Raw genomic sequence first — 12,846 nt, 5'->3', positions numbered from 1 at the left:
GGTCGGGGGACCTGGATGGTCTCCCCGGGTTTCGACGGATGGGGACGGCGATTGCGCGGCAGGCGGATAGTCGCGACAGCCCTTCCTCACACGGAGATCCGCCTCGCATGAAGAAACCGGTCATCGCCGCTCTCGCCGCCGCCGTCGTCATCGTGGCGGGTGTCCTTATCTACCGCGGCTTCGGCCCCGCCGACAAGCCGGGCGGGATCGATGCCTCCTTCGCACGGGACAGTCTGGCGAAGCTCGAGGTCCAGGACCAGCCCGCTCCACTGCCGGCGCTTGAAATGACCAGGCTCGACGGCAGCCCGGTGACGCTTGCCGACTACCGGGGCAAGGTCGTGCTGCTCAACTTCTGGGCCACGTGGTGCGCACCCTGTATCGAGGAAATGCCGGCCCTGAACCGGCTCCAGGCCTCGCTCGGCGGCGCCGACTTCACCGTGCTTGCGGTCGCGGCCGATCAGGGTGGTGCGGCCGTGGTCGGCCCCTTCCTCGAAAAGCTGAATCTCGACCGGATCGAGGTTGCGATCGACAAGCCCATGCGCACCCTGGGCGCCACCAGGGTCGCCGGCCTGCCCACCACCCTGCTGATCGATCGCGAAGGCCGCGAGATCGCCCGGCTGGTCGGCATCGCCCATTGGGATGCGCCCGAAGGTGTGGCCCTGATCAACGCCGCCATCGGCAAACCGGCGGGCGGCTGAGGTTCAAACGGCAGGGGCCGCCCGGAAGGCGGCCCCGAAAGGTCTGACGATCCTGTGCCGCGTCAGCGGGTCGGCACGGGAACGTCGCCGCGATAGTCGTAGAAACCACGATCGGTCTTGCGACCCAGCCAGCCGGCCTCGACATACTTCACCAGCAGCGGGCAGGGGCGATACTTGCTGTCGGCCAGGCCGTCATAGAGCACCTGCATGATCGACAGGCAGGTATCGAGGCCGATGAAGTCGGCCAGCTCCAGCGGACCCATCGGATGGTTCGCGCCCAGCTTCATTGCAGTGTCGATCGCCTCGACCGTGCCGACGCCCTCGTAGAGCGTGTAGATCGCCTCGTTGATCATCGGCAGCAGGATGCGGTTGACGATGAAGGCCGGGAAGTCTTCCGACACCGCCGGGGTCTTGTCGAGCTTGAACACCAGCTCGCGCACCACCTCGTAGGTCGGGTTGTCGGTCGCGATGCCGCGGATCAGTTCCACCAGCTGCATGCGCGGCACCGGGTTCATGAAATGCATGCCCATGAACCGCTCGGGGTGACGCATGGTCGCAGCCAGGCGGGTGATCGACAGCGACGAGGTGTTGGTCGCGACGATCACCTCGTCCTTCAGCATGTCGCGGATCTCGGCGAAGATCTTCCGCTTCAGTTCTTCGCTCTCGGTGGCCGCCTCGATCACCAGGTCGATCGTCTCGAAGCCGGCATAACCGACCTGCGTCCTGATCCGGGACAGAGCGGCGGGCTTGTCCGCGGGCTCGATCTCGCTGCGCGACACCTGACGGTCGAGCGCCTGCTCGATCCGGTCCATCGCCTTGGCGAGCTGCGCCTCGGAAATGTCGACCATCGTGACGTCGTAGCCGGCGAGCGCACAGACATGCGCGATGCCGCGGCCCATCTGGCCTGCCCCGATGACGCCGATCTTCCTGATCATGAGGACCGCACCTTCTTCGACTTGACAGCCCGGGACAGGGCCCGGCGTCGCTTGCTTTACACAAGTTACGCCAGACCCCGCACCGGGCTCGGTTTTCTTTCACATAACCGGCATTGTGCCGGCCATATGTTACTTCACTTCTGCAGCGTCTCGGTCAGCTCGGGGACGATCTTGAACAGATCGCCCACAAGGCCGTAATCGGCGACCTGGAAGATCGGCGCCTCTTCGTCCTTGTTGATCGCCACGATCACCTTGCTGTCCTTCATGCCGGCCAGGTGCTGGATGGCACCCGAAATGCCGACCGCGACATAAAGCTGCGGCGCGACGACCTTGCCGGTCTGGCCGACCTGGTAGTCGTTCGGCACATAGCCGGCATCGACGGCCGCGCGGCTGGCGCCGACGGCGGCGCCCAGGGCATCCGCCAGACCTTCGATGATCTTGAAGTTGTCGGAGCTGCCGACGCCGCGGCCACCCGACACCACGATCTTCGCGCTGGCGAGTTCGGGACGCTCGGACTTGCTCAGGCTCTGGCCGACGAAGCGGCTGAGGCCCGCATCCTCACCGGCGGCGATGGTCTCGACGGCGGCCGAACCGCCCTCGGCCTCGGCCGCCTTGAAGGCGGTGCCGCGGATGGTGAGGACCTTCACCTTGTCGGAGGACTGCACGGTCGCCAGCGCGTTGCCGGCATAGATCGGGCGGACGAAAGTGTCTTCCGACACGATCTCGATCGCGTCCGAAATCTGCGCGACGTCCAGCAGAGCGGCCACGCGCGGCAGCACGTTCTTCGCAACGCTGCTCGACGAGGCGACGATGTGGCTGTAGTCGCCGGCCAGACCCACGATCAGCGGGGCCAGGTTCTCGGGCAGGCCACCCTGATACTGGTCGCCCTCGGCATGCAGCACCTTGGCGACGCCCTGCACCTTGGCGGCTGCCTCGGCGGCCGCACCGGCATCCTTGCCGGCAACCAGCACATGCACATCGCCCAGCTTCGCACCGGCGGTGACGGCGTTCAGGGTCGCGGCGCCGAGCGACGCGTTGTTGTGATCGGCAATGACGAGAACCGTCATGGTCAGATAACCCCCGCCTCGTTCTTCAGCTTGTCCACCAGCGTCGCGATATCCGGCACCTTGATGCCGCCCTTGCGCTTCGGCGGCTCGGTGACCTTCAGCGTCTTCAGACGCGGCGCCACGTCCACGCCAAAATCGCCGGGGGTCTTGGTGTCGAGCGGCTTCTTCTTCGCCTTCATGATATTCGGCAGCGAAGCGTAGCGGGGCTCGTTGAGACGCAGATCGGTGGTCACGATCGCGGGCAGCTTGAGCGAGACGGTCTCGAGACCGCCGTCGATCTCGCGGATCACCTCGACCTCGCCGTCACCGACGGTGACCTTCGATGCGAAGGTGCCCTGGGCCCAGCCCAGCAGCGCCGCCAGCATCTGGCCGGTCTGGTTGGAGTCGTCGTCGATCGCCTGCTTGCCCAGAACGACCAGCTGCGGCTGCTCGGCCTCGGCCACCGCCTTCAGCAGCTTGGCGACGGCGAGCGGCTGGACCTCTTCATCGGTCTCGATCAGCAGGCCGCGATCCGCGCCCATGGCCAGCGCCGTGCGGATCTGTTCCTGTGCACCCTTGGGGCCGATGGACACGACCACGATCTCGGTGGCCTTGCCGGCTTCCTTCAGCCGCACGGCTTCCTCGACCGCGATCTCGTCGAAGGGGTTCATCGACATCTTGACGTTGGCGAGGTCGACGCCGGTCTGGTCAGCCTTGACGCGGACCTTGACGTTATAGTCGACCACGCGCTTGACGGGGACGAGTACCTTCATAGATCTCCCGACTCCAGTTGGGTTTCTTGGCTCTACGTCGTCCGGTCGCATCCCCCGACCCCCTCAGCGGGTGCGGATCCGGACCAGGACGCCCGGCAGCGAACGGCAGGGCGCCGGCTCTCTGTCGGACGACAGGCGACCGGCTGCCCGGGCGGACCGCGACGGCCTGCGTCACATGGCTCCCGACTGCCGGTTCCCCGATTGAGTCCACCGCACATTAGGCGCTGCGACGTGCGGTGTCAATTTCGGGGCACCTCTCGAAAATTCAAGGAACGCCGCGGCTTAAGGCCGCGTCAGCGGTTGGCGCCCGGCACCCAGAGCACGTCGCGCGCACCCTTGTCGTTCAGATGGCGCGCCAGGACGAACAAATGATCGGACAGCCGGTTGAGGTAGCGCAGCGCCGCCTCGTTCACCGGCTCCACCCGCATCAGCTCGACCAGCTCGCGCTCTGCACGACGGACGACGGTCCGCGCCAGATGCAGATGGGCCGCAGCCGGGGTGCCTCCCGGCAGGATGAAGGATTTGAGCGGCTGAAGCCCGGCATTCATCGCATCGATCTCGGCTTCCAGGCGGTCGACCTGGGCCGGCAGAATGCGCAGCGCCCTGGCCTCCCGCGCGGGATCGTCGCCGGCGGGGCAGGCAAGGTCCGCCCCCAGATCGAACAGATCGTTCTGGATCCGGGCGAGCATGCGGTCTTCCTCGCTCTCGGTCTCCAGATGCAGCCGCACCAGCCCGATCACGCCGTTCGCCTCGTCGACCGTGCCGTAAGAGGCGACCCGGAGGTCGTCCTTCGGCCGGCGGCTGCCATCGCCGAGCGAGGTTTCGCCGCGATCGCCGCCGCGGGTGTAGATGCGGGTGAGCTGGACCATCGGGGGCTCCGTCGGTGGGTGAAAGCAAGATAGCCAGAGGGCGATGGCCACGGCCGGCGGGCTCAGCCGCCCGTCATCGCCAGGAACAGCAGAACGAGCAGGATCGCCAGCGCCTGCAGCAGCACCCGCCACTGCATCAGCTTGTTCGAGTATTTCTGGTTGAAGCGCCCGCCGACGAGCATCGACATCACGCCCACCAGGAGAACACCGGCCGTGGCGACCATCGCAACCACGATCAGAACCGGCATCACGCCTGACATCGTATCCATGGCCCGCAATATGGCCCCGCCGGGCCCGGTCTGACAGGGTCAACCGGTCCCGGCGGGGGAGATTTTCGCGCAAAGGCCGGCTTCCCTGCGGAAGCCGGCCCCGTCACCCTCAACCCAGAAGGCGGCGGGCGATGACCTGCGCCTGGATCTCGGCCGCACCCTCGAACACGTTGAGGATGCGCGCATCACAGAGCACACGGCTGATCGGATATTCCTCGGCATAGCCGTTGCCGCCATGAACCTGGACGGCGTTGTCGGCCGTGGCCCAGGCGACGCGGGCCGCCAGCAGCTTGGCCATGCCGGCCTCCAGGTCGCAGCGCCGGTCGCTGTCCTTCTCGCGTGCCGAGAAATAGGTCAGCTGGCGGGCGATCATGATCTCGACGGCCGCCCAGACCAGCTTGTCGAAGACCCGCGGGAAGGCATAGATCGGCTTGTTGAACTGCACGCGCTCATGGGCGTAGCGCAGCCCCATTTCCAGCGCCGACTGCGCAACGCCGACCGCGCGGGCCGCCGTCTGGATCCGGGCGCTTTCGAAGGTCGCCATCAGCTGCTTGAAGCCCTGGCCCTCGGCCCGGCCCAGCAGATTGTCGGCCGGCACGGTGAAATCGTCGAAGCCGATCTCGTACTCCTTCATGCCGCGATAGCCGAGCACGCGGATTTCGCCGCCGCTCATGCCCTCGGCCGGGAAGGGATCGGCATCGGTGCCGCGGGGCTTCTCGGCCAGGAACATCGACAGGCCGGAATAGTTCTTCGTCGCCGGATCGGTGCGCACCAGCAGGGTCATCAGATCGGCGCGGGCGGCATGGGTGATCCAGGTCTTGTTGCCGGTCACCCGATAGACGTCGCCATCGCGCGTCGCGCGGGTCTTGAGGCCGCCGAGGTCGGAGCCGGTGCCGGGTTCGGTGAAAACCGCGGTCGGCAGGATCTCGCCCGAGGCGAGGCGCGGCAGCCAGCTCTGCTTCTGATCGTCCGTACCGCCCAGCCGGATCAGCTCGGCCGCGATCTCGGACCGGGTTCCCAGCGAGCCGACGCCGATATAGCCGCGCGACAGCTCTTCGGTAACCAGGCACATCGCGACCTTGGAGAGGCCGAGCCCGCCGAATTCCTCGGGCACGGTCAGGCCGAAGACGCCCAGCTCCGCCATCTGGTTCACGACCTCGATCGGGATCAGCTCGTCGGCCTTGTGCCAGTCATGGGCGAAGGGGACGACCTTTTCCTCGACGAAGCGGCGGAACTGGTCGCGGATCATCAGCAGGGTCTCGTCTTCGAGCCCCAGTTCGCCGAAATTGCCCTCGGCGATCAGCGCCGCCAGCCGGGCCCGTACCGCAGCGGTGTTGCCCGCACGCAGGAACAGCCCCGCATCACCCTGGGACAGTGCCGCCGCCTCGTCGATCAGGCCGAAATCGGCCGGACGGACGATCTCGCCCTGCGACATGGGCAGGCCGCCCTGCAGCTGCGCCACATACTCGCCGAAGGCGGTCTGCAGCATCAGCCCCTCGGTCTCACCCAGGCGCCCCTCGGCTTCCAGCCGGCGTGCCCAGCCCAGCATCTGGCGCAGGGCCTCGACATAGGTCGCCGTCCAGGCAAGGCCATGGGCGGCATGCTGGCTGGCATCGAGCACGGCGGCATCGACCTTGCCGTCGCGGCGCACCATCCCGCCCACGGCGGTCTGGACGGCATCGGCATAGGCCTCGACGGCGGCAAGGGCACGTTCGGCCCGGTCGAGCAGATCGTCGATCAGGACGGGGGCGTCGGTCACGGGCGAAAGGGTCGCGGTGGAAGCGGACATGGGAGGAATGGTCCTCTGGTCGGAAGACGTGTCGAACACTGCGGAGGTCGGAAACGGCGGGATACCGGACCGGATATGGCCCTGAGGCGACCGGCGTCCAGCGCCGGCCCGGCCGATCCGATGCGGCATCCAGACGACGGTGCGGCGCCGCCCGCCCGATCCGGTTCCCTGACGGGGACGGCTCGGGGCGGGCAGCGCCGGGACCGGGCGAGGCGGCACCGCCGCCCGGTCGCTCACCGCGTCAGGTCAATCAGCCGTCGATGGCGTCCTCGATCGTCCGCAGGCCCGGGCGCGGCGCCTGGACCAGCACGGCCATGTTGCCGGGCTTGTGCTGGTTGCGGAACATCTTCATGTGCGCCTCGGGGATGTCGTCCCACGAGAAGACTTCCGACATGCAGGGGTCGATGCGACGCTCGATCACCAGCCGGTTGGCCTGGGCGGCCTGCTTCAGATTGGCGAAATGGCTGCCCTGGATACGCTTCTGGCGCATCCACACGAAGCGGGCGTCCATGGTCAGGTTGTAGCCGGTGGTGCCGGCGCAGAACACGCCCATGCCGCCGCGCTTCACCACATAGGTCGAGACCGGGAAGGTCTGCTCGCCCGGGTGCTCGAACACGAAATCGACGTCGTTGCCCTTGCCGGTCACGTCCCAGATCGCCTTGCCGAAGGCGCGGACGCGGCGGATGTAGTCGTTATAGCCCTGAACGTCGTCGACCTCGGGCAGACGGCCCCAGCAGTCGAAGTTCTTGCGGTTGATCGCGGCCTTGGCGCCCAGGCTGAGCACGAAGTCGCGCTTGTTGTCTTCAGAGATGACCGCGATGCCGTTGGCACCGGCGGTCGCGATCAGCTGCAGCGCCATCGAGCCCAGACCGCCGGCGGCGCCCCAGACCAGAACGTTGTCGCCCGGACGCAGGATGTGCGGGCGATGGCCGAACAGCATGCGATAGGCCGTGGCGAGCGTCAGCATGTAGCAGCCGCTCTCTTCCCAGGTCAGATGGCGCGGGCGCGGCATCAGCTGGCGCGACTGCACACGGCAGAACTGGGCGAAAGAGCCGTCCGGGGTCTCGTAGCCCCAGATGCGCTGCGACGGCGAGAACATCGGGTCGCCGCCGTTGCACTCCTCGTCGTCACCATCGTCCTGGTTACAGTGGACGACGACCTCGTCGCCGACCTTGAAGCGCTTCACCTTGGAGCCGATGGCCCAGACGATGCCCGAGGCATCGGAGCCGGCGATGTGATACGGCGCGCCATGGCCGTCGAACGGCGAGATCGGACGGCCGAGCGAGGCCCAGACGCCGTTATAGTTGACGCCGGCGGCCATCACCATGACCAGCACTTCGTCCGGCGCCAGATCCTTGGGGGTTTCGACGACCTCGACCTGCATGGCGGTGTCGGGGTTGCCGTGACGCTCCCGGCGGATGCACCAGGCGTACATCTGATCCGGAACATGGCCCAGCGGCGGAATCTCGCCGACCTCGTAGAGCGACTTGACCGGCTGGGTGCGGGTCGTCTCGGCGGCGGTGGTGTCAGTGTTCATGGGAAGACCGTGCCCTCGTTCTACTTCTCTCGACCTTAAGCGTCCGCAGGTGGGGTCGGGGCACCACGCAATCCTGCGGCCTCCTGGCAGCGCCCCGATGTCCGGGGCCGGCGTACTGTCGTGGAACCGCGCGTATTGTTCGCGCGTTGGTTCTTGTCGTTCGTTCTTGGTGGTATCGTTCGGATGGTCCGGCGGTCCCGTCCGCAAAGGGACGACGGGACCAGACCCCCGGAAGATCAATCGCAGTACGGTCGCATGCTGCGACGCGATCGCGACCGGAGCTTTCCGGTTGCTGTTCATGATTTTCCGGATATAAGGGATTTTCAAGCCCTTTTTTGCGGCGCAAAATAGGGCCTTATTTCCAATGGGGCGCCCTCAGGGTAAGATTCGACACAGAACCCCGCCACGACAGGACGAAAAGATGCCGAAGCAGCCGAATTCCGCCGCAGAAGCGGCAAGCGGCGCCATGCCGCGCCGCGATACGCCCTGGCTGATGCGCACCTATGCCGGCCATTCCTCGGCGGAGGAGAGCAACAAGCTGTACCGCACAAATCTGTCCCGCGGTCAGACCGGTCTCTCCGTCGCCTTCGACCTGCCGACCCAGACCGGCTACGACGCCGACCACATCCTCGCCCGGGGAGAGGTGGGCAAGGTGGGCGTGCCGATCTGCCATATCGGCGACATGATGACGCTCTTCGACGGCATCCCGCTCGAGCGGATGAACACCTCGATGACGATCAACGCGACCGCGGCCTGGCTGCTGTCGCTCTACATCGCCACCGCCGAGAAGCAGGGCGCGCCGCGGGCGTCGCTCCAGGGCACGACCCAGAACGACATCATCAAGGAATATCTGTCGCGCGGCACCTATGTCTTCCCGCCCAAGCCCAGCCTGAACCTGATCGCCGACACCATCGCCTTCACCTATCGGGAACTGCCCAAGTGGAACCCGACCAATGTCTGCTCCTACCATCTGCAGGAAGCAGGGGCGACGCCCGAGCAGGAACTGGCCTATGCGCTGGCGACGGCTGTGGCGGTGCTGGACACCGTGCGTGCCGGCGGCCAGGTGCCCGAGGCGGATCTGCCGCAGGTGGTGGGCCGGATCAGCTTCTTCGTGAATGCCGGCATCCGCTTCGTCACCGAACTTTGCAAGATGCGCGCCTTCACCGAGCTTTGGGACGAGATCACCCGCGACCGTTACGGCGTTGCGGAAGAGAAGTTCCGCCGCTTCCGCTACGGCGTGCAGGTGAACTCGCTGGGCCTGACCGAGCAGCAGCCCGAGAACAACGTCTACCGCATCCTGCTGGAAATGCTGGCGGTGGTGCTGTCGAAGAACGCCCGCGCCCGCGCCGTGCAGCTGCCGGCCTGGAACGAGGCTCTGGGCCTGCCGCGCCCCTGGGACCAGCAGTGGTCGCTGCGCCTGCAGCAGATCGTCGCCATGGAAACCGACCTTCTGGAATATGGTGATCTGTTCGACGGCTCGCCGGTGGTCGCGGCCAGGGTCGAGGAGCTGAAGGCCGGCGCCCGCGCCGAACTGGCCCGGATCGAAGAGATGGGCGGGGCGGTGACCGCGGTCGAAAGCGGCTACATGAAGCAGCGCCTGGTCGAGAGCAACGCCCGGCGCGTTGCCGCGATCGAATCGGGCGAGATGGCGGTGATCGGCGTGAACAAATTCGTCGAGACCGCGCCCTCGCCGCTGACCTCGGGCGAGGACGGCGCCATTCTGACCGTCGATCCCGGCGTCGAACGCCGCCAGATCGAGAAGCTCCAGGCCCACAAGGCGGCCCGTGATGCGACGGCGGTGGAGGCGAGCCTCGCCGAACTCGCCCGTGCAGCCAAGGAAGGCCGCAACATCATGGAAAGCTCCATCGCCTGTGCCCATGCCGGGGTTACGACCGGTGAATGGGCCGAGACGCTGCGTCAGATCTTCGGCGAATACCGCGCCCCCACCGGCGTCGGCGGCAGCGTGGTCGAGGTGCGCGGCGATCGCGACCGGACCGAGGCGGTGCGCACCAAGGTCGACAGCCTGTCGGACCGCCTGGGCCGCCGGCTGAAATTCCTGGTCGGCAAGCCCGGCCTCGACGGCCATTCCAACGGCGCCGAGCAGATCGCCCTCAAGGCCCGCGACTGCGGCATGGAAGTGGTCTATGAGGGCATCCGCCTGACCCCGGCCCAGATCGTCAATGCCGCCCTCGAAGAGAGCGTTCATGTCGTGGGCCTGTCGATCCTGTCGGGCAGCCACAACGAACTGGTCGCCGATGTCATGCGCCGCATGGCCGAAGCCGGGCTCACCGACGTGCCGGTGATCGTGGGCGGCATCATCCCCGACGAGGATGCCCGCAAGCTGAAGGCGGCCGGCGTCGCCCGGGTCTACACGCCCAAGGACTTCGAAATCACCCAGATCATGGCCGACATCGTCGACCTGGTCGACGGGCTCAGCCGCGAAGCGGCGTGATGTCCGCACAGAACGAAAACCGGGCGGCAGGTCGCCGCCCGGTTCTGATTTCGGCCTGCCTTCTGGGCAGGCCGGTTCGTTTCGACGGCCGGGGTGCCGCACGACCGCATCCGCTGATCGACGATCTTGACGCCGAAGGTCGGCTGATCCCGCTCTGCCCCGAGATGGCGGGCGGTCTGCCGACACCACGACCGCCGGCGGAACTCGACAGCCGCCGCCGGGTGATCGACACAACCGGTGCCGATGTCACCGCGGCATTTTCAGCCGGCGCCCGCATCGCCGTCGAAACCGCCCTCGCCCATGGCGTGCGCCTGGCGCTGCTCAAGGCGCGGAGCCCGTCCTGCGGGGTGGGGCGGATCCATGACGGCAGCTTCAGCGGCCGGCTGATCCCGGGCGACGGCCTGACCGCCGAGGCTCTTGCCGCCGCCGGTATCGAGGTGTTTGCCGACGACGATCTCGATAACGCAGCCCGGCGGCTGGCCGAGATCGATCGCCTGAGTGGTTGATCAGCCGGAGACTCACTTCGTCTCGACCGACAGGCCGCCATTGCCGACCTCCACCTCGACCCCACTCTTCTGGCTCTCCTCGTAATACTGATAGCCACCGACGGCGACGACCACGAGCAGAGCACCGATAATCAGATACAGAACGTTCCGGCTCATTTGTATGACCTCGTATCTTTCAGGGGCAACGAATGTCGCCCGACTTCGCTTGACCACATGACGTCATGAAAGATGCATCAGGTCAATCGATCGTAACGTTACAGCAGGGTCCGCCCCGGAATGAACACGGGTTATGTCATTTAATGGCACCGGGTGATGACTTGATCCATGACATTGCCCTGGATCTGACGTCGCGTCATCGGCCGGCTTCCTGTAGCGTGGGAACCAGAGCGCCACCAATGCAGGATCCGGATCATGCTAAGGATGACGATCAACCCGCCGGTCTTCTTCGGCGCCGCTTCCATCATCCTCGCCTTCGTGGTCGCAGGGGCCGCGATACCCGAGCAGATGGAAGCATTATTCGCCGTCGTCCAAAGCGAGATCCTGCATCGCTTCGGCTGGTTCTACATCCTGGTGGTCGCGATCTTCCTGGGCATGGCCCTGTTCCTCGGCTTCAGCCGTTTCGGCCGGCTGAAACTCGGCCCGGACGATTCCGAACCGGATTTCCGCTACGGATCCTGGGTGGCCATGCTCTTTGCCGCCGGCATGGGCATCGGGCTCATGTTCTTCGCGGTCGGCGAGCCTATGACCCATTTTGCGAGCCCGCCCGTGGTCGAGCCCCGCTCGATCGAGGCGCAGCGCTCGGCGATGAACATCACCTTCTTCCACTGGGGCATCCACGCCTGGGCGATCTATGCCATCGTCGGCCTGTCGCTCGCCTATTTCGGCTATCGCTACAACCTGCCGCTGACGATCCGCTCGGGCCTCTACCCGCTTCTGAAAGAGCGGATCCACGGGCCCATCGGCCATGCGGTCGACATCTTCGCGATCTGCGGCACGGTCTTCGGTCTCGCCACCTCTCTGGGCTTCGGCGTTCTGCAGATCAATGCCGGTCTCGATCATCTGATCGGGCTTGAAGTCTCTCCGATCGTGCAGGTGACACTGATCGCCGCCGTCACCGGCGTGGCCACCATCTCGGTCATCAGCGGCCTCGACAAGGGCGTGCGGATCCTGAGCGAGACCAATCTGGTGCTCGCCGTGGCGCTCATGCTCTTCGTGCTGGCCGTGGGGCCCACCACGATGCTGTTCCGGGCCTTCGTCCAGAACATCGGCATCTATCTCGACAATTTCGTCCTCAAGACCTTCAACCTCTATGCCTATGAACCGCGCTCGTGGATCTATTCCTGGACGCTGTTCTACTGGGCCTGGTGGATCTCGTGGTCACCCTTCGTCGGCATGTTCATCGCCCGGATTTCGCGCGGACGGACGGTGCGGGAATTCGTGATCGCGGTGCTCTTTGTCCCGCTGGGTTTCACCTTCCTGTGGATGACCGTGTTCGGCAACACGGCCATGTTCATCGACACCGAGGTCGCCAATGGCGCACTGGCCGCCGCGGTCGCCGAGGATGTGTCGGTCGCCCTGTTCCAGTTCCTCGAATATCTGCCGCTCTCGTCGATCACGGCGGTTCTGGCGGTGATGCTCGTTACCGTGTTTTTCGTCACCTCGTCGGATTCGGGCTCGATGGTCGTCGACACCATTGCCTCGGGCGGTGCGACCAACACCCCGATCCCGCAGCGGGTGTTCTGGTGCGTGCTTGAAGGCGTGGTTGCGGCGGTTCTGCTGCTGGCCGGCGGTCTGTCGGCGCTTCAGACCGTCACCATCGCCAGCGCCCTGCCCTTCGCCGTCGTGATGCTGCTGCTGTGCTGGAGCCTGTTCCGCGGCATGAGATACCGTCACGCTGAGCAAGCGCTTTTTTCAGTCGGCGAGCTTTGGCACGAAGGGTTTTCGAGCCTTGGCGACGGCGTAGACGGCGACG

12 protein-coding genes are annotated in these 12,846 nt (G+C 66.1%); 4 read left to right on the top strand and 8 right to left on the bottom strand.

Translation table 11 applies throughout. The features are described 5' to 3' along the window. Positions 1-107 precede the first annotated feature (107 nt). Complete coding sequence (locus CMO28_RS18040) at positions 108-698, top strand: TlpA disulfide reductase family protein (RefSeq protein ID WP_296715672.1); 591 nt, start codon at positions 108-110, stop codon at positions 696-698. A 62-nt stretch (positions 699-760) separates the two neighbouring features. On the opposite strand, the gene CMO28_RS18035 is transcribed toward CMO28_RS18040, so the two are convergent. The 7 genes from CMO28_RS18035 to ccrA all read right to left on the bottom strand — a co-directional run bounded on the left by CMO28_RS18035 (position 761) and on the right by ccrA (position 7,916). Next, positions 761-1,633: a 3-hydroxybutyryl-CoA dehydrogenase gene (locus CMO28_RS18035; protein WP_296715671.1), complete on the bottom strand. Its 873-nt coding sequence runs from the start codon at positions 1,631-1,633 to the stop codon at positions 761-763. A gap of 134 nt (positions 1,634-1,767) precedes the next feature. Continuing rightward, positions 1,768-2,700 carry an electron transfer flavoprotein subunit alpha/FixB family protein gene (locus CMO28_RS18030; protein WP_014743643.1) on the bottom strand — a complete coding sequence of 311 codons (933 nt, stop codon included), beginning with the start codon at positions 2,698-2,700 and terminating at the stop codon, positions 1,768-1,770. Between the two features lie 2 nt (positions 2,701-2,702). After that, positions 2,703-3,452: an electron transfer flavoprotein subunit beta/FixA family protein gene (locus CMO28_RS18025; protein ID WP_014743642.1), complete on the bottom strand. Its 750-nt coding sequence runs from the start codon at positions 3,450-3,452 to the stop codon at positions 2,703-2,705. 293 nt (positions 3,453-3,745) lie between these two features. Continuing rightward, positions 3,746-4,321, bottom strand: a complete 576-nt coding sequence (locus CMO28_RS18020) for a cob(I)yrinic acid a,c-diamide adenosyltransferase (protein ID WP_062770158.1) — start codon at positions 4,319-4,321, stop codon at positions 3,746-3,748. Positions 4,322-4,383: 62 nt separating this feature from the next. Continuing rightward, on the bottom strand, positions 4,384-4,590 hold the full coding sequence (locus CMO28_RS18015; RefSeq protein WP_231889553.1) for a twin transmembrane helix small protein: 207 nt from the start codon (positions 4,588-4,590) through the stop codon (positions 4,384-4,386). A gap of 109 nt (positions 4,591-4,699) precedes the next feature. Beyond that, positions 4,700-6,379 carry an acyl-CoA dehydrogenase family protein gene (locus CMO28_RS18010; protein ID WP_296715670.1) on the bottom strand — a complete coding sequence of 560 codons (1,680 nt, stop codon included), beginning with the start codon at positions 6,377-6,379 and terminating at the stop codon, positions 4,700-4,702. Positions 6,380-6,629: 250 nt separating this feature from the next. Further along, entirely contained in the window at positions 6,630-7,916 is a 1,287-nt protein-coding gene (ccrA, locus tag CMO28_RS18005) for a crotonyl-CoA carboxylase/reductase (RefSeq protein ID WP_296715669.1), read from the bottom strand. 421 nt (positions 7,917-8,337) lie between these two features. Here ccrA and CMO28_RS18000 point away from each other — a divergent pair, with 421 nt between their 5' ends. Both CMO28_RS18000 and CMO28_RS17995 read left to right on the top strand, forming a co-directional pair. After that, positions 8,338-10,368: a protein meaA gene (locus CMO28_RS18000; RefSeq protein WP_296715668.1), complete on the top strand. Its 2,031-nt coding sequence runs from the start codon at positions 8,338-8,340 to the stop codon at positions 10,366-10,368. Then, positions 10,368-10,874 (top strand): DUF523 domain-containing protein, encoded by a 507-nt coding sequence (locus tag CMO28_RS17995; protein WP_296715667.1) that lies wholly within the window; start codon positions 10,368-10,370, stop codon positions 10,872-10,874. The genes CMO28_RS18000 and CMO28_RS17995 overlap by 1 nt, the downstream gene beginning before the upstream one ends. A gap of 12 nt (positions 10,875-10,886) precedes the next feature. On the opposite strand, the gene CMO28_RS17990 is transcribed toward CMO28_RS17995, so the two are convergent. After that, entirely contained in the window at positions 10,887-11,030 is a 144-nt protein-coding gene (locus CMO28_RS17990; protein ID WP_296715666.1) for a hypothetical protein, read from the bottom strand. Positions 11,031-11,285: 255 nt separating this feature from the next. Here CMO28_RS17990 and CMO28_RS17985 point away from each other — a divergent pair. After that, positions 11,286-12,846 (top strand): BCCT family transporter (locus tag CMO28_RS17985; protein ID WP_322111380.1); only part of this gene is annotated, 1,561 nt, incomplete at its 3' end.

The organism is Tistrella sp. (assembly GCF_002684955.1).
In the GTDB taxonomy this organism is placed as follows: domain Bacteria; phylum Pseudomonadota; class Alphaproteobacteria; order Tistrellales; family Tistrellaceae; genus Tistrella; species Tistrella mobilis.
The sequence above is the reverse complement of the archived record's forward strand: the minus strand, read 5'-3'. Positions and strand labels throughout refer to the sequence as shown.

Coding starts and splice junctions, on each gene's coding strand:
- CMO28_RS18040 (WP_296715672.1), top strand. CDS start 108: ATGAAGAAACCGGTCATCGCCGCTCTCGCCGCCGCCGTCGTCATCGTG.
- CMO28_RS18035 (WP_296715671.1), bottom strand. CDS start 1,633: ATGATCAGGAAGATCGGCGTCATCGGGGCAGGCCAGATGGGCCGCGGC.
- CMO28_RS18030 (WP_014743643.1), bottom strand. CDS start 2,700: ATGACGGTTCTCGTCATTGCCGATCACAACAACGCGTCGCTCGGCGCC.
- CMO28_RS18025 (WP_014743642.1), bottom strand. CDS start 3,452: ATGAAGGTACTCGTCCCCGTCAAGCGCGTGGTCGACTATAACGTCAAG.
- CMO28_RS18020 (WP_062770158.1), bottom strand. CDS start 4,321: ATGGTCCAGCTCACCCGCATCTACACCCGCGGCGGCGATCGCGGCGAA.
- CMO28_RS18015 (WP_231889553.1), bottom strand. CDS start 4,590: ATGGATACGATGTCAGGCGTGATGCCGGTTCTGATCGTGGTTGCGATG.
- CMO28_RS18010 (WP_296715670.1), bottom strand. CDS start 6,379: ATGTCCGCTTCCACCGCGACCCTTTCGCCCGTGACCGACGCCCCCGTC.
- ccrA (WP_296715669.1), bottom strand. CDS start 7,916: ATGAACACTGACACCACCGCCGCCGAGACGACCCGCACCCAGCCGGTC.
- CMO28_RS18000 (WP_296715668.1), top strand. CDS start 8,338: ATGCCGAAGCAGCCGAATTCCGCCGCAGAAGCGGCAAGCGGCGCCATG.
- CMO28_RS17995 (WP_296715667.1), top strand. CDS start 10,368: ATGTCCGCACAGAACGAAAACCGGGCGGCAGGTCGCCGCCCGGTTCTG.
- CMO28_RS17990 (WP_296715666.1), bottom strand. CDS start 11,030: ATGAGCCGGAACGTTCTGTATCTGATTATCGGTGCTCTGCTCGTGGTC.